A 15,922-nucleotide genomic window follows, 5' to 3' on the forward strand; every position below is an offset into this window, starting at 1 on the left:
TCGTCACGTCGCCTGCGGGCGGGACGACGCGGGGTGGGCCCCCGCGGGATCACAGCACGGTCCGTACCGCCGGGAAGTGACAGGCCGCCACATGGTCGGCGGCGTGGGACGCGAGGTCGGGCACGACCGTGGTGCAGCGGTCACGGCCGGGCGCGTCGAGCGTGGCGAACACCGGGCAGCGGCCGCGGAAGCGGCAGCCGGTCACGCGCTCGGTCTGTCCCGGCGGGTCACCGGCCAGCAGGATGCGGGTGCGGCGCCGCTCGCGCACCGGGTCGGGCAGCGGCACCGCCGACAGCAGCGCCTGGGTGTAGGGGTGCCGCGGCCGGGCGAACACCTCGGCGACGGCACCCGCCTCGACGGTCCGGCCCAGGTACATCACGCTCACCCGGTCCGCGACGTGCCGCACCACGGACAGGTCGTGGGAGACGAACAGGTAGGACAGCCCGAGTTCGGCGCGCAGCCGCAGCAGCAGGTTGAGCACGCCGGCCTGCACGGACACGTCCAGCGCCGACACCGGTTCGTCGAGCACCAGCAGACGCGGGTCGACGGCGAGCGCCCTGGCCACGCCGATGCGCTGCCGCTGGCCGCCGGAGAACTCGTGCGGGAAGCGGGCCGCGTGCGACGGATCCAGCCCGACCTGGCGCAGCAGTTCGGGCACCCTGCGGGCGATCCGGTCCCGGTCGGCGCGCTGCGCGCGCAGCGGTTCGGCGATGATGTCGCCCACCGGCTGCCGCGGATCGAGGCTGGCCATCGGGTCCTGGAAGACGATCTGCACCTGGGCGCGCAGCGCGTGCGCCTCGCGGCGGGTGAGGCCGGTGGCCGGACGCCCCATCAGCTCGACACTGCCCCGCTCGGTGCCGGCCAGCTCCAGGATCTCGAACAGCGTGGTGGACTTCCCCGAGCCCGACTCGCCCACCAGGCCCAGCACTTCGCCCTGCCGGATGTCGAGGTCCACACCGTCCACGGCGTGCACGGCCCCGACCCTGCGCTTGAACACCGCGCCCTTCAGCAGCGGAAAGGTCTTCGCCAGCCCGCTGACCCGCAGCACCTCGGCGGTCTCCGGGCGCTTCGAGGACCGGGGGGCGGCGACCCGTTCGGCCGGCGGGACGGGGAAGACGTCCAGCGGGGCGAGTCCGGCGACGTCCGCGTGCCGTACGCACGCCGCCCGGTGCTCCCCGGCGGCGTCGCGTGCCGCGCCCGGGACGTCGGCCGGGACGGCGGCCGCGCCGTCGGGGGTGCCGTCGGGGGTGCCGTCGGGGGTGCCGAGTGGCAGCAGTTCGGGCTCGGCGTGCCGGCAGCGGTCCTGCGCCAGCGGGCAGCGCGGGGCGAAGGCGCAGCCGGGCGGCAGCGCGTCCGGCCGCGGCGGCGTGCCCGGGATCGGTACCAGGACGCCCGGTGCGGCCCCGTCGCCGGCGAGCGCCACGTCGCCCGCGAGCGCCCCCGGGCCGGTGGGCTCGCCGGGGCCCCCGTCGAGCCGCGGGACGGCGCCGATCAGGCCGAGCGTGTACGGCATCCGGGGCCGGGCGAAGAGCGTCTCCACCTCGGCGCTCTCCACGATCCGCCCGGCGTACATCACCGCCACCCGGTCGGCGCTGCCCGCGATGACCCCGAGGTCGTGGCTGACCAGCAGCAGCGCCGCCCCGGTCTCGCGCTGGGCGGTGCGCAGCACGTCGAGGATCTGGGCCTGGATGGTGACGTCGAGCGCGGTGGTCGGCTCGTCGGCGAGCAGCACGTCCGGGTCGTTGGCGACGGCCATCGCGATCATCGCGCGCTGGCGCATCCCGCCGGAGAACTCGTGCGGGAACGCCTGGGCGCGCAGGGCGGGTTCGGGGATGCCGACCAGGTCGAGAAGTTCGACGGCGCGCCGCGCGGCCTGGGCGCGCGGCAGGTCCTGATGGGTGCGGATCGCCTCCACGATCTGGTCGCCGATCCGGTATACGGGCGTGAACGCCGTCAGCGGATCCTGGAAGACCATGGCGATGCGGTTGCCGCGCAGCCGGGACAGCGCGGCGTCGGAGGCGCCGACCAGTTCGGTGCCGTCCAGCCGGACGGAGCCGCCCACGCGCGCGCTGTCGGGCAGCAGGCCCATCGCCGCGAGCGCGGTCACCGACTTGCCGGAGCCGGACTCGCCGACCAGGCCCAGGACTTCACCGCGGCGCAGCGTGAGGTCGACGCCGCGCACGGCGGGCGCGCCGCGGAAGTCGACGGTCAGGCCGCGGATGTCGAGCACGACGTCGCTCACCTGGCACCCGCCTTCGCCAGGCGCCGCCGCTGCCGCCGGCCCGGACCGCCCGGACCGCGCGAGGTGGGGTCCAGGGCGTCCCGCAGCCCGTCGCCGATCAGGTTGACCGCGAGCACGAACACCACGAGCAGCCCGGCGGCGAAGAAGAACATCCACGGGTAGGTCACGGCCGCGGTGGTCCCGTCGGCGATGAGCGTGCCGAGCGAGACGTCGGGCGGCTGCACGCCGAAGCCGAAGTAGGACAGCGCGGTCTCGCTCATCACCGCGGTGCCGACCGCGATGGTGGCGTCGATGATCAGGAAGGAGGCGACGTTGGGCAGGATGTGCCGGACGATGATCCGCACCGGCCCCACCCCCATGTAGCGGGCGGCGCGGACGAACTCGCGCTCCCGCAGCGAGATCGTCATGGAGCGCACGACGCGGGCGGTGACCATCCAGGCGAAGAAGGCGAGCAGGAAGGCGAACACCAGCCAGCCGCCGCCCTTCAGCCGGGGCGAGACGACCGAGATGACCAGGAAGCCGGGGAAGATCAGCAGCAGGTCGGTGGTGAACGTCAGCAGCCGGTCCGTCCAGCCGCCGAAGTAGCCGGCGCAGGCCCCGACCGCGGCCGCCGCGCCGGTCGCCAGCACCCCCACCAGCAGCCCGATGACCAGGGACTTCTGGAGCCCGCGCACGGTCTGCGCGAACACGTCCTGCCCGATCCTGTTGGTGCCCCACCAGTGGCGTGCCGACGGTGCCGACCGCAGGGCGGTGTAGTCGACGTCGCTGTAGCTCCAGTGCGTCAGGTGCGGGCCGGCGAAGGCCAGGACGAACAGCAGGACCACCACGGCGAGCCCGGCGAGCGCGGTGCGGTGAGCGGCGAACCGCCGCAGCACCACCCGGGTGCGTCCGGGCGGCGCGAGGAGGGTGCCGTCGTCTGCGGCCCCGGCGAGCAGGGCCTCGGGTGCGGTAGCCATGGGGATCGGCCCTGTCAGGAGTGGCGGATACGGGGATCGAGCGCGGCGTGCAGCAGGTCGGCGAGGAAGCCGGACAGCAGGACGACGACGGCCGCGAAGGTGCTCACCGCGACGACCGAGTTGACGTCGTCCTTGGCGATCGACGCGACCAGCCACTCGCCCATGCCGTGCCAGCCGAAGATCGCCTCGGTGAAGATGGCGCCGGTGAACAGGGCGAGGAAGTTGTAGGAGAAGAACGTCGACATCGGGATCAGCGCGGTGCGCAGCCCGTGCCTGAGCAGCGCCCTGCGCCGGGTCAGCCCCTTGGCCCGCGCGGTGCGCAGGTAGTCCGAACCCAGCACGTCCAGCATCGTGTTGCGCTGGTAGCGGCTGTAGAGCGCGACGGTGACCAGGCCGATGGACAGGCTCGGCAGCAGCAGGTGCACGGCCCGGTCCCTGAGGTGCGTCAGGAAGCCGCCCTGGAGGCCGGGGGTCTTCTCGCCGGTGAACTGGATGACGTCCGAGCCCAGTGCCTGGTTCAGCCGGATCGCGCCGATCTTGAGCAGCACGGCGAGCAGGAACACCGGGGTGGACAGCAGCAGGAACGAGCCGAGGGTGACCAGCCGGTCGGGGAGCCGGTACTGGCGGACCGCGGTCCAGGCGCCGGCGAGCACCCCGAACACGGTGCCCAGGACGGTGCCGGCGATCAGCAACCGCAGGCTCACCCCGACCCGGCGGCCGAACTCGTCGTCGACGGAGCCGTCGTCGATGGTGCGGCCGAGGTCGCCGCGCACGGCGTGGCCGGCCCAGTGGCCGAAGCGCTCGGCCAGCGGGGTGTGGTCGTTGATGCCGAGCGCGGTGAGCTGCGCGTCGACGGCCGCGGGCCGGGGCGGTGGCTGCCGCGCCTCGAAGTAGGCGCGCGGCTGCAGCGCGGTGGCGGCCAGCGCATACGACAGGCACACCGCGATCAGCAGCAGTGCCACGTAGTAGCCAAGCCTTCTCGCCAGATACGCGAGCACGTCGGCGGTCCTCTCCGTCGGGTCCATCCGATCTTCGAGTCCTCACATTGCCGCATTGTGAAGAGATCATGTCAACATCCGCAGAGCGACTCGTGGTGTCCGGATGCCGGTCTACGGTGTGGCCACTCTGGGTCTGTTGGGACCTGAGTGCCGGCTGCACACTGCTGCACAGGCCGCACACTGCCGCACCACAGGAGGAGTTGCTCATGCCAGGGACCTTCGGCAGATCCGCGACCGCGGGCGCGGTCGCCCTCGCGGCAGTGCTGGCGGTGGCGGGCTGCAGCAGCGGCTCCTCCGACGGCAAGCCGGATCCGAAGCGGAGTTCGGCGGCCCCCGCGGCCGGTTCGCAGGAAATCGACCCGCAGCCGGCGGCGAACGTGCGGCAGGGCGGCACGGTGAAGATGGCGATCCAGCAGTGGGTCTCGCAGTGGAACTTCTACCAGGTCGACGGCACGCAGGGCGACGGCCAGAGCATCGTGCAGCAGGTCGAGCCGAGCCTGTTCACCTTCGACGCCCACGGCAACTCGGTGCTCGACAAGGACTTCCTGGTCTCCGCGCAGGTGACGTCCACCAGCCCACAGGTGGTCACCTACCGGCTGAACCCCAAGGCCAGGTGGTCGGACGGCAGGCAGCTGAGCTGGCAGGACTTCGCCACCCAGTGGAAGGCGCTCAACGGCACCGACGACCGCTTCCTGGTGGCCGACACCAGCGGCTACGACCAGATCGCCTCCGTGACGCGCGGCGCCGGCGACCAGGAGGCGCGGGTCACCTTCCGCACTCCCTACGCCGACTGGCAGCGGCTGTTCCGCCCGCTGCTGCCGGCGCCCTCCATCGCCACGCCCGACCTGTTCAACAAGGGCTGGCTGACGAAGGTCCCGATCACCGGCAACTCCTGGAAGATCAGCTCCTACGACCGGACCGCGCAGACGGTCACCACCGTGCCGGACCCGAACTGGTGGGGCGCCAAGCCCAAGTTGGACGCGATCATCTACCGGTCGCTGGACGCGTCCGCGCAGACGGACGCGTACCTCAACAAGGAGATCGACTACGCCTCGGCGATCCTGCCCGAGGACTACAAGCGGCTGTCGGGCTCGCCCGGCACCGACATCCGCCACGGCGCCCGCTGGGACGAGGTGCACATCACCCTCAACGGCGCGCGCGGGCCGCTGCAGGACCTGCGGGTGCGCCAGGCGGTGGACCTGGCGATCGACCGGAAGGGCCTGGTGGAGGCCTTCTCCAAGGACCTGCCGTTCCCGGTCCGGCCGCTGGGCAACCACTTCTTCATGCCCAACCAGCAGGGCTACCAGGACAACAGCGGGCACTGGGGGACGTACGACCTGGCGGGCGCGAAGCAGCTGCTGGACCAGGCGGGCTGGAAGGACAACGGCGCGGGCAAGGCCAGGACCAAGGACGGCAGGCAGCTCACCCTGGACTACGTACTGAGCGCCGGCTCCAGTTCCTCGGCGACCGACCAGGCCCAGCTCGTCCAGGCCCAACTCGCCCAGGCCGGCGTCGTCGTCCACATCCGCCAGGTCCCGGCGAACGACTACTTCGAGAAGTACGTCGACACCGGCGGCTTCGACCTGGTGAGCTTCCGCAACGTCGACGCGATCTTCCACACGCTGCTCTACTCCACCTTCCAGGCGCCCAAGGGCCAGCAGGTGTACGGCAACTACGGGCGGGTCACCACCCCTCAGATACAGCAGCTGCTGGACCAGGCCGCGCGGACCACCGACCAGGCCGCGTCCGACGCCCTGTACAACCGGGCGGACACCCAGATCTGGCAGCAGGTGCACTCCATCGAGCTCTACCAGCGCCCGCAGATCCTCGCGGTCCGCAAGGGCCTGGCCAACTTCGGGGCGTCGGGCCTCGCCGACTGGAACTACAACACGATGGGCTGGACCAAGTAGCAGGCGACGGCCCGCCCGCGGTGGTCACGCCGCGGGCGGTGCCAGCAGACTCCGCACGAGCTGGGCCACCCGCAGGCACGCCTCCTCGTCGCTGGGCGCGGGCGCGATGACGTAGGAGAGGGTCAGGCGGATCGCGGCCTCGCAGGCCCACGCGACGGTGTCGCGGCGCAGCCGCGGGAACCCGGCCACCAGCGCGTCGACGGCGCGTTCGTGCAGTGCGCCCACCAGGTCGGGCAGCGGCGGCTGGGTGCGGGGGCCGGTCAGGCCGGCGCGGACCAGCGGGCTGCCGCGGGCGCCGCGCAGCGTCCAGCCGGCCGCCGCCGCGAAGCACTCCCCCGGGTCGCCGCCGTCCCGCCCGGCCAGCGCCAGCGCCCGTTCGGCGCCCGCCAGGTACGCGTCGGTCTCGCGCAGCGCCAGCGCTCTGGCCAGGCCGTCCTTGCTGTGGAACTCGTTGTAGAGGGTCTGCCGGGACACCCCGGCCGCCGCCGCCACCTCGACCATCCGGACCGCGGTCCAGGGCCTGCTGCCGAGTGCGTCGAACGCCGCGTCGAGGAGCGAGTCCCTGGCTGTGGGCATCGTCGCCTCCCGACCCCGTCGCGCCCGTGGCGGCCTGCGCGCGTGGGTGCAGAATTGACGCGGCCGCGGGGTCTGTCAAGGCTCCGCGTCAGCTCCGTGCAAGCGCGGCGGCGCGTTCGTGTGAACGCTCGAACAGCGCGAGCCGGCCGGATAACCGCGCGCCCTGCCGGGCCCGCTGATGGCCCGGGCACAGCCGGATCGCTACTGTTCGGCTCATGGCCGACTACAACGACGACCTCCGACTGGCCCACGTCCTGGCCGACGCCGCGGACTCAGCGACGATGGCCCGCTTCAAGGCGCTCGACCTCAAGGTCGAGACGAAGCCGGACCTGACCCCGGTCACCGAGGCGGACAAGGCAGCGGAAGAGGTCGTCCGCCACCAGTTGGGCCGCGCGCGCCCGCGCGACGCGGTGCTGGGCGAGGAGTTCGGCAGCGACGGCGGCGGCGCCCGCCGCTGGATCGTCGACCCGATCGACGGCACCAAGAACTACGTGCGCGGCGTGCCCGTGTGGGCGACGCTGATCGCGCTGGCGGTGCGCGGCGAGGGCGGCGACGAGGTGGTGGTCGGCGTCGTGTCGGCACCGGCGCTCGGCCGCCGCTGGTGGGCGACGAAGGGGGGCGGCGCGTACACCGGGCGCAGCCTGTCCTCCGCGACCCGCATGCACGTCTCGCGCGTCGGCAGGCTGGAGGACGCGTCGTTCGCGTACTCCTCGCTGGGCGGCTGGGAGGACCAGGGCCGCCTCGACGGCTTCCTCGACCTGACGCGCACCTGCTGGCGCACCCGCGGTTACGGCGACTTCTGGCCCTACATGATGGTCGCCGAGGGCTCGGTCGACATCTGCGCGGAGCCCGAACTCAACCTGTGGGACATGGCGGCCAACGACGTGATCGTGCGGGAGGCCGGCGGCACGTTCACCTCGCTCGACGGCGAGCCGGGTCCGTACGGCGGGAACGCCGCGGCCTCCAACGGCCTGCTGCACAAGGACCTGTTGGCGTACCTGGAGCGCCGCCCCTGACCCGGGGGGCGGCGCATCGGACCACCCGCGCGCGGGAGTTGGGCCGCGCACGCCCCCTTGCCCGTCGCGGACGCGCATGTGACCATGAAGGTGCCGGAGCTTGTGAACTTGTGAAAACTTTCACGGGCGGCCGGTGCCCGCCCCCAACGGAAGGCTTCACCCCCAAGGAGGTGCCCTTCATGCTGGTCCGCGACGCGATGACCACGGTGGTCCTCACCATCGGCCCCGCCCACACCCTCCGCCAGGCCGCCCAGCTGATGTCCGCCCGCCGCGTCGGCGCAGCCATCGTCCTCGACCCCGACACGTGCGGCCTCGGCATCCTGACCGAGCGCGACGTCCTCAACGCGATCGGCGCGGGACTCGACCCCGACCATGAGCCCAGCCACGCCCACACCACCACCGACGTCGTCTTCGCCACACCGCACTGGACGCTGGAGGAGGCCGCGGCCGCCATGCTCCACGGCGGCTTCCGCCACCTGATCGTGCTGGACGGCCAGGACGCGGTGGGGGTGGTCTCCGTCCGCGACATCGTGAAGTGCTGGGCGGCGGCCCACTCGACGGTGCCGGCCTGACCGCGACACGGCGATGGGGCCGGAGCCCTATGGCGTCCGGCCCCATCGGCCTCGGCGGTCAAGCGGTGGGCGAGGCGCGGAGGGCCATGGACCGCTGCCTCCACCCGCTTGCCGAACACACGGCTCAGGGGCCGTGAAACAGATCCTACGATAGACAGAGTCTAAGTCAAGAGCCTGACCAGTCACGGATCTATTCGTTTTCAGGACCGCCGCTGTTAGGGTGTACGCATGAGCGACCTGCTGGAACGCCTGCGCGAGCGCGGGTGGCGTATGACCGCGCAGCGGCGTGTCGTGGCCGAGGTCCTCGACGGCGAGCACGTCCACCTCACCGCCGACGAGGTGCACGCCCGTGCCACCGCGCGGCTCCCGGAGATCTCCCGGGCGACGGTGTACAACACGCTCGGCGAGATGGTGAGCATCGGCGAGGTCATCGAGGTGGCCACCGACGGGCGGGCCAAGCGCTACGACCCGAACGCCCACCGCCCGCACCAGCACCTGGTCTGCTCGCGCTGCGGCACCATCCGCGACGTGCACCCGCACGGCGACCCGCTGGCCGCGCTCCCCGCGGGCGAGCGGTTCGGCTTCACCGTCTCCGAGGTCGAGGTCACCTACCGCGGCGTCTGCCCGGACTGCGCGTAAGCCCCTCCCGCCTGGCCGGGACGCCGGGCGCCGATGCGCTCGGCGAGCCGGCGCACGGCCGGCTCGGTGCGGGTCCTGCCGATCCACAGCGTCTCCGGCGGCACCTCGTGCGGCACCCGGCTCAGCCCTTCGAACACCTCACGCGCCACTCCCGGATCCGGGTCGTTGGCCAGCGGACCCAGCAGCCCGACGAGCTGGTCCGGCGCGGCCAACCGCGCCACCCCGTGGGCGGCCGCCCGGCGCACCGCCGGCTGCGGGCTGCCCAGCAGCCCGCCCAGCAGCCGCGCGTCCGAGGCGTCACCGCACTCGCCGAGCCCGACCACCAGCCCCACCAGCAGCCGCTGCGCGGTACTCGTGGCCTTGACCGCCTTGCGCAGCTGCACCCGGTACACCTCGGCGGGCGGCTCGCCGCGCTGGTACAGCTGCCAGCGGGCCTGCGCCCGCACCATCCGGGCCCGGTCGGCCAGCAGCGGCACCAGGTGCTTGGCCGGGACGTCCGGCGGCAGCGCGGCCACCGCCAGCTCCCGCACGCCGGCCCCCTTGGCGGTCAGCAGCCGGCCCGCCTGCGCCGGCTCGATCTCCAGCAGCCGCTGCGCGCACAACCTGCGACACACCTGGTCCCCGTCGTAGAGCGCGGCCCGCAGCAGGTCCCCGGGCACGTACTCGCCCAGGTCCAGGGCCAGTTCGACGCCGAACCTGCGGGCCGGCGGGTCGGCGTCGGCGGCCAGCGCGCGCACCGCGCGGCGGTGCGGGGGCGTGGACAGCGCGGCCCGGTAGTCCGCCAGCAGCCCGCCGGCCCGGGTACGGTGCTCCATCCGCAGCAGCACCCGGACCGCGGCGGCCACCTCGTCCGGCGCGCTGCGCATCATGAGCGCGCTCGTCGCCCGCTGCCTGACCTCCGCCGCCCAGTCGTCGGTGCGCAGCGCCAGCGCCGCCGCGGCCAGCGGCCCACCGCACGCGGCGAGGCCCTCGACCGCCGCCTGGCGGGTCATGCCCCGGGCGTCCAGGGAGTCGAGAAACAGCCGCAGCGGCCCGGCGGGGCCGCTCACCGGCGGGCCCGGGCGGGCGTGCCGGTCCAGGAGCAGCAGCAGACGCGCCGGAGCCTGCGACAGCGCGTCCAGCGCCGCGGTCCGGGCGCCCGACGGCCCGGTGGTCAGCACCGCCCGCAACTGGGTGAGCAGGTGCCGCACTGATTCGGGGCTTCCCACGGCCGCCGAAGCACACCAGGCAGCCCAGCTCCCGCCCTCCACGGTCAGGGCCGCGGTCGTGGCCGTGGCCCGCCCCCGCCGTCTGCGCAGCAATCCCGCCTCCAGGCTCGGCCCGGCGCTCGTACCCTCACAGGATCGCAAGACGCACCCGCTCCGGCCAGGCAGCTAGCGCGGACTTTGCCCGAAGTGTGACGAAAGAAAAGAGAGCGGAGGCCGACGCGATGCCGAAGCAAGGTCGAACCGGGGCCGAACCGGGGACAAAGGAAGGCCGAGGAAAGCCGAGGGAGGGCCGGCAAAGGGACGAGGCCCGGAAGCTTGCGCCTCCGGGCCTCGTCCTGTGTGGTAGCGGGGACAGGATTTGAACCTGCGACCTCTGGGTTATGAGCCCAGCGAGCTACCGAGCTGCTCCACCCCGCGTCGTTGTGTCTTTACCTTAGCCTGAGCCACCCCGATCGACCAAATCCCTTTCCCCACCGCCCCGCTCGGCGCCCTCCGGAGGACGGCGGGCGGCCACCGGCCGGGTGTGCGGCGGCCGGCGCCGGGTCCGTGACGGCGGACGGCCGGAACCGCGGCGGCCCGCCCAGGGACGCACCGCCCCTGGGGGCGGCGGGTCCGCGGGCGGGCCGGGCCGGAGGTTCTCAGGCCGTCATGCCGTCACGCCGTCAGTTCGTGGGTGACCGCGTCGCGCAGGCGTGCGGCGCGCTCGGCCACCGGGCCCGGGCCGCAGGCGATGGCGCGGGCGCACCAGGACTGCGCCTCGGCCAGCGCGCCGCGGCGGGCGGCGAGCAGCGCCAGGCGCAGCGCGGCACGGCCGTGGCCGGCGTCCGCGGCCCGCGTCCACCACATCTCGGCCTCCCGCTCGCTGCCCTCACGGGCCAGCAGCAGCCCGAGGTTGAACGCGCCGTTGCGCGACCCGGCCTCGGCGGCCAGCCGGTACCAGTGCCCGGCGTGCTCCGCGTCGCCGCGCTTGGCCGCGCGCATGCCGAGCCGCACCTGGGCGCGGCGGTGGCCCTGGCGGGCCGCCCGCTCGTACCACTCCTCGGCCTCCTCACCCACGCCGGCGCCGGAGGCGTCACCCTCCGGGTCCCGTGCGGCGTCCAGCAGCGCGCCGAGCCGGAACGCCGCCTCGGGGCTGCCCCCGCCGGCCGCGCACCGCAGGTGCCGCTCCGCGCCGTGCAGGTCGCCCTCGCGCTGGAGCGCTATCGCGACCTGCAGCGCGGCCTCGGCGTGGCCGGCCGCGGCCGCCCGCTCGTACCAGCGGCGCGCGGTGTCGGTCTCGTCCCGGCCCGCGTGCAGGATGCCCAGGTTGAAGGCCGCGTCGATGCTGCCCGCCTCGGCCGCCTTGGAGAACCAGGGCTCGGCGCCCGCCGCGTCGCCGCGCTGCAGCAGCAGCACGGCCAGCGCGTTCGCCGCCTCGCGGTGCCCGGCGTACGCGGCCTTGCGGTACCACTGCTCGGCCTGCGCGCTGCGGCCCTGGCCGGCGCACAGCAGGCCCAGGTTGTAGGCGCCGTTGACGTCACCGGCCTCCATGGCCGTGCGGTACCAGCGCTCGGCGGTCTGCGTCTCGCCCTCCTGGGCGTGCAGCGCGCCGAGCGCGTTCGCCGCCTGGCCGTCGCCCGCCTGGGCGGCGCGGCGCCACCAGGTCGCGGCCTGGTCGATGTCGCCCGCGTCGCGCAGCAGGAAGCCCAGGGCGCAGGCCGCACGGGCCTCGCCGTCGCGCGCCGCGGTCAGGTACCAGCGCTGGGCCTCCGCGGTCTCGCCGCGCTCCTCCAGGAGCGTGCCGAGGCGCAGCGCGGCCCGCCGGTGGCGGCGCGCCGCGGCCTGCCGGTACCACTGCTCGGCCTCACGGTTCTCGCCGCGGTCCGCGCAGATCCGGGCCAGCCGGTAGGCGGCCTCGCGGTGGCCGTGCTCGGCGGCGAGCCGGAACCACTGCTCGGCGCCGTCCTCCTGGCGGTGCTCGATCAGGTCCGCGAGGGCGTACGCACCGAGCGCGTGCCCTGCGTCGGCGGACTGCCGCAGCCAGTACTCGGCGCCGGGCTCGTCGCCCCGCTCGCGGTAGTACCGGCCGAGCGCGTGCGCGGCGGGCGCGGAGCCCGCGACGGCGGCGATCCGCCACCAGTCGGCGGCCTCGTCGCCGTAGCCGCGCTGGTGCAGCAGCAGGGCCAGGTTGTTGGCGGCGGCCCGGTCGCCGTGCTGGACCGCGGCACGCAGGACCGGCTCGGCGCCGTCCAGGTCGCCGCGGCGCAGCAGGAGGGTGCCCAGGGCGCTCATCGCGGCCGGGTCGCCCTGCTCCGCGGCGCGGCGGTGCCGGGCCTCTATCTCGGCCTCCTCGCGCATGGCGAGGGTGTCCTCGTCGGGCAGTTCACTGATCAGCGCGGGCAGACCGGGCGAGGGGTCCTCACGCCCCGGCTCCGCCGCGCGCGGCGCCGGCAGTATGCCGGCCGCGGTCGCGGGCAGCGGCGTCCCACTCGCCGACCCATGCCCCTCATGGATCTGACGAGTGTTCAGCAGCCTTGCACCATCCCCCATGAGCTCCATCGTCGCACCACCCGATACCGGCGTACACCTGGTATACCGCAAGCCAGTCGGTCACTTCAGCGTTTTGTCGACTTCCCGACAAGACGTCACGCCAAACCCCTCACGGCAAAGGTCCCCCGAAAAAGTGAAGAGGCCCGGAGTCGATTGACTCCGAGCCTCTTCGTGCAGTAGCGGGGACAGGATTTGAACCTGCGACCTCTGGGTTATGAGCCCAGCGAGCTACCGAGCTGCTCCACCCCGCGTCGTTGTGTCCCTACAGTACCACGACACGGGGATGACCCCTGGTCAGGCCCCTCAGTGCTTGATCGCCGGCGCGGCGCGCTCCGCGGCCTGCGCCCGCTTGAGCGCGTCCTCCAGCCGCTTCTGCGCCTGGCCGTACGCCGTCCAGTCGCCCTTCTGCAGGGCCTTCTGGCTGTCGCCGTAGGCCTGCTGGGCGTCGGCCAGCGCCTTCTGCAGGTCCGCCGAACCCCCGCTCCCGGCCGGAGGCGACGTGGCCGTCCCGCCACCCGTGCCCGGGGTCGTGCCCGTGCCCGGAGTGGTGCCCGCGCCCGGAGTGGTCCCCGTTCCCGGAGCGGTGGCGGACGGCGGCGGCGAGCCGGAGGGCTGGAACACCGCGTCCAGCGCCTCGTCCAGGGTGTCTTTGAAGGCCATCCGGCCGTCGAAGTCCACCAGCACCTTCTGCAGGAGCGGGTAGTTGATGGCCGGGTCCGCGCCGCGCACGTACACCGGCTCGACGTACAGCAGGCCCCCGTCGAGCGGGACGGTCAGCAGGTTGCCGTACTCGATGGTGGAGTCCCCGCGTTTGAGGAGGTTCAGGTCCGGCGCGAAGTCGCGGTCGGAGTTGAACTTGCTCTGCACCTGCCCCGGCCCGTCGACCGGCGAGTTGAGTTTGAGGATGCGCATCGTCCCGTAGTCGGGACTGGTGGCGTCCGCGTCGACGGCCATGAACGACGCCAGGTTGGCCCGGCTGGTCGGGGTGAACGTCGTGGTCAGCGAGAAGGCACGGCTGGCCTGCCCCGGCATCTTCATGCTCAGGTAGTACGGCGGGACCGCCTTGCCCGACTTCGAGGCCGGGTCGTCCGGCACCTTCCACACCTCGCTGCCGCTGTAGAACTGGGCGGCGGTGGTCACGTGGTAGGTCGCCAGCAGCTGCCGCTGCACCTTGAACAGGTCCTGCGGGTAGCGCAGGTGGGACAGCAGGTCCGGGGAGATCGCGCTCCTGGGCTGCACGGTGTGCGGGAACGCCTTCATCCACGTCTTGAGCACCGGGTCCTCGGTGTCCCACTGGTAGAGCTTCACGGTGCCGTCGTAGGCGTCGACCGTCGCCTTCACCGAGTTCCGGATGTAGTTGACCTGGTTCTGCTGCGGGACCACCGCGCGGTGGCTGTCGGTCAGCGCGTCCGCGGTGGTGTCGCCCAGCGTGGTCCGCGAGGCGTACGGATAGCCGTTGGTGGTGGTGTAGGCGTCGACGATCCACTGCACGCGGCCGTCCACCACCGCCGGGTACGGGTCCCCGTCGATCGTCAGCCAGGGGGCCACGGCCTCCACCCGCTCCTTGGGGGTGCGGTTGTAGAGGATCTTCGAGCCGTGGCCTATCGCCCCGGAGTACAGGATCTGCGGCTCGCCGAACGTCACCGCATAGGCGGCGCGCGTCAGCGGGTTGTCCAGGCTGACGCCGCCGGAGCCGGTGTAGCTCGTGGTGTGCTCGCCGCCCTGGTTGTCGACGTAGTCCAGCTCCTTGGTGTGGCCGCCCACGATCGAGTACTGGGTGGTCTGCTCACCGAAGTAGATCTGCTGCCGGTACGGCCCGAACGTGCCGCCCGTCGGCAGGCTCTGCTCGGTGTACACGGGCTGGCCCACCGGGTAGGAGCCGGTGACCTCGGTGCCCTTGGCGGCGACGACGCCGTAGCCGTGCGTGTACTTGAAGTGGTCGTTGACCCAGTTGTTCTCGGGGACGCCGCTGGTGTTCAGCTCGCGCACGCCGACCACTGTGTCCTGCTCGTTGCCGTCGGTGCCGTACCGGTCGACGTCGAGCGTGGAGGGGAAGGAGTAGTAGCCGCGGGACTGCTGCATCTGCTGGAACGTCGGCGAGACCACGTTCGGGTCGAGTACGCGCACCGACGCGGCGCCGGCGACGTCCTTGCGCAGCGTCGCCTTGTCGGTCGTGCTCTGGCCGGCGTACTCCTGCACCTTGCTGCCGTCGATGCCGTAGGCCTTGCGCGTGGCGTCGATGTTCTTCTGGATGTACGGCGCTTCCTTGGCGGCCTCGTTGGGCTGCACCGTGAACTTCTGGACGATCGCGGGGTAGAGCCCGCCGATCAGGATCGCGGACAGCACCATGAGGCCGAAGCCGATCATGGGCAGCGACCAGGTGCGCCGCCAGAGGGTGGCGAAGAACAGCAGGGCGCAGATCACCGCGATGCAGAAGAGGATCGTCTTGGCCGGCAGGTAGGCGTTGGCGTCGACGTAGCGCAGGCCGGTCCAGTTGTCGGTGGAGCGCAGGCCGCTGGACTTCACCGCCAGGCCGTAGCGGTCGAGCCAGTAGGCGACCGCCTTGAGCGAGACGAACAGGCCGAGCAGCACCGACAGGTGCCCGGTGGCCGCCGCGGTGGCGCGGCCGCCCGGCGAGGTGATCCGCAGCCCCCCGTACAGGTAGTGCACCGCGGCCGCCCCGACCAGCGACAGCACCACGGCGGCGAAGCCGAAGTCGAGCAGGAAGCGGTACCAGGGCAGGTCGAAGGCGTAGAACGCGACGTCCTTGTGGAACTGGGGGTCCTTGACGTGGAAGGGCGTGGCGTTGGTGGTCATCAGCCACAGCCGCCAGTGCGCCGCGGCCGACCCGCCCGCGACGAGCCCGACCATCGCGCAGATCCCCAGCAGCACCCACGTCTTGTACGGGGCTATGCCCATCCGGTAGCGGTCCAGGTTCTGCTGCTCCGCCGACATCGCGCTCAGGGGCGGCCGCAGCCGGTGCGCGAGGTAGAGGTTGGCGCCCACCACGAGCGCCATCAGCAGGCCGAAGACGCAGAACAGCCCGATCCTCGTCCACAGCATGGTGCGGAAGACCGAGGAGAAGTGCACCGAGCGGTACCAGAGCCAGTCCGTCCAGATCCCCGCGAACATCACGAACGCGACCATCAGCACCGCGAGGATGCCGACGGTGATGAGCAGCGACCGCGCGCCACGGGACGGGCGGCCGACCCTCACCCGCGGTCCCGGCGGGCCCGCGCCGCGTTCGGGCATCTGGAATACCAAGGTGCGCACCTT

At 73.0% G+C, this 15,922-nt stretch carries 11 protein-coding genes and 2 tRNA genes; 4 read left to right on the top strand and 9 right to left on the bottom strand.

Annotation, left to right across the window (positions count from 1 at the left end):
• Positions 1-49 precede the first annotated feature (49 nt).
• From BMW99_RS07630 to BMW99_RS07640, 3 genes are read right to left on the bottom strand one after another with little or no spacing between them, the layout of a single operon-like run.
• Complete coding sequence (locus BMW99_RS07630; RefSeq protein WP_075016482.1) at positions 50-2,242, bottom strand: dipeptide ABC transporter ATP-binding protein; 2,193 nt, start codon at positions 2,240-2,242, stop codon at positions 50-52.
• The gene (locus BMW99_RS07635) at positions 2,239-3,198 is read right to left on the bottom strand and encodes an ABC transporter permease (protein ID WP_069462011.1); all 960 of its coding nucleotides are present in this window, start codon (positions 3,196-3,198) and stop codon (positions 2,239-2,241) included. The genes BMW99_RS07630 and BMW99_RS07635 overlap by 4 nt, the downstream gene beginning before the upstream one ends.
• 14 nt (positions 3,199-3,212) lie before the next feature.
• Entirely contained in the window at positions 3,213-4,196 is a 984-nt protein-coding gene (locus tag BMW99_RS07640) for an ABC transporter permease (RefSeq protein ID WP_107451436.1), read from the bottom strand.
• Between the two features lie 206 nt (positions 4,197-4,402).
• Here BMW99_RS07640 and BMW99_RS07645 point away from each other — a divergent pair, with 206 nt between their 5' ends.
• On the top strand, positions 4,403-6,106 hold the full coding sequence (locus BMW99_RS07645) for an ABC transporter family substrate-binding protein (RefSeq protein ID WP_069462013.1): 1,704 nt from the start codon (positions 4,403-4,405) through the stop codon (positions 6,104-6,106).
• Positions 6,107-6,130: 24 nt separating this feature from the next.
• Here the strand turns inward: BMW99_RS07645 and BMW99_RS07650 are convergent, their stop codons facing one another.
• A complete protein-coding gene (locus BMW99_RS07650; protein ID WP_069462014.1) occupies positions 6,131-6,682 on the bottom strand; it encodes a TetR/AcrR family transcriptional regulator in 552 nt (183 codons plus the stop codon).
• A 215-nt stretch (positions 6,683-6,897) separates the two neighbouring features.
• Between BMW99_RS07650 and hisN the strand changes: the two genes are divergently transcribed.
• The 3 genes from hisN to BMW99_RS07665 all read left to right on the top strand — a co-directional run bounded on the left by hisN (position 6,898) and on the right by BMW99_RS07665 (position 8,909).
• Positions 6,898-7,698 carry a histidinol-phosphatase gene (gene hisN / locus BMW99_RS07655; protein WP_069462015.1) on the top strand — a complete coding sequence of 267 codons (801 nt, stop codon included), beginning with the start codon at positions 6,898-6,900 and terminating at the stop codon, positions 7,696-7,698.
• Between the two features lie 179 nt (positions 7,699-7,877).
• Positions 7,878-8,270, top strand: coding sequence for a CBS domain-containing protein (locus BMW99_RS07660; protein ID WP_069462027.1), 393 nt, complete (start codon positions 7,878-7,880; stop codon positions 8,268-8,270).
• A gap of 228 nt (positions 8,271-8,498) precedes the next feature.
• Complete coding sequence (locus BMW99_RS07665) at positions 8,499-8,909, top strand: Fur family transcriptional regulator (protein ID WP_069462016.1); 411 nt, start codon at positions 8,499-8,501, stop codon at positions 8,907-8,909.
• Here BMW99_RS07665 and BMW99_RS07670 read toward each other — a convergent pair.
• The 5 genes from BMW99_RS07670 to BMW99_RS07690 form a co-directional block, all read right to left on the bottom strand.
• Complete coding sequence (locus BMW99_RS07670) at positions 8,879-10,099, bottom strand: HEAT repeat domain-containing protein (protein ID WP_069462017.1); 1,221 nt, start codon at positions 10,097-10,099, stop codon at positions 8,879-8,881. The genes BMW99_RS07665 and BMW99_RS07670 overlap by 31 nt on opposite strands.
• Positions 10,100-10,457: 358 nt before the next feature.
• Positions 10,458-10,534 (bottom strand) — tRNA-Met (locus BMW99_RS07675).
• Positions 10,535-10,771: 237 nt separating this feature from the next.
• Positions 10,772-12,655 (bottom strand): tetratricopeptide repeat protein, encoded by a 1,884-nt coding sequence (locus BMW99_RS07680; RefSeq protein WP_107451435.1) that lies wholly within the window; start codon positions 12,653-12,655, stop codon positions 10,772-10,774.
• Positions 12,656-12,823: 168 nt separating this feature from the next.
• Positions 12,824-12,897: transfer RNA gene (locus tag BMW99_RS07685), tRNA-Met, on the bottom strand.
• A gap of 52 nt (positions 12,898-12,949) precedes the next feature.
• Entirely contained in the window at positions 12,950-15,919 is a 2,970-nt protein-coding gene (locus BMW99_RS07690; protein WP_069462018.1) for a UPF0182 family membrane protein, read from the bottom strand.
• Between the last annotated feature and the right edge of the window lie 3 nt (positions 15,920-15,922).

Origin of the sequence: Actinacidiphila rubida, from assembly GCF_900110255.1 — a bacterium.
GTDB lineage: Bacteria > Actinomycetota > Actinomycetes > Streptomycetales > Streptomycetaceae > Actinacidiphila > Actinacidiphila rubida.

Bases quoted from the DNA above. Each gene is read 5' to 3' on its own strand.
- BMW99_RS07635 (WP_069462011.1), bottom strand. From the start codon at position 3,198: ATGGCTACCGCACCCGAGGCCCTGCTCGCCGGGGCCGCAGACGACGGC.
- BMW99_RS07645 (WP_069462013.1), top strand. From the start codon at position 4,403: ATGCCAGGGACCTTCGGCAGATCCGCGACCGCGGGCGCGGTCGCCCTC.
- BMW99_RS07650 (WP_069462014.1), bottom strand. From the start codon at position 6,682: ATGCCCACAGCCAGGGACTCGCTCCTCGACGCGGCGTTCGACGCACTC.
- hisN (WP_069462015.1), top strand. From the start codon at position 6,898: ATGGCCGACTACAACGACGACCTCCGACTGGCCCACGTCCTGGCCGAC.
- BMW99_RS07660 (WP_069462027.1), top strand. From the start codon at position 7,878: ATGCTGGTCCGCGACGCGATGACCACGGTGGTCCTCACCATCGGCCCC.
- BMW99_RS07665 (WP_069462016.1), top strand. From the start codon at position 8,499: ATGAGCGACCTGCTGGAACGCCTGCGCGAGCGCGGGTGGCGTATGACC.
- BMW99_RS07680 (WP_107451435.1), bottom strand. From the start codon at position 12,655: ATGGAGCTCATGGGGGATGGTGCAAGGCTGCTGAACACTCGTCAGATC.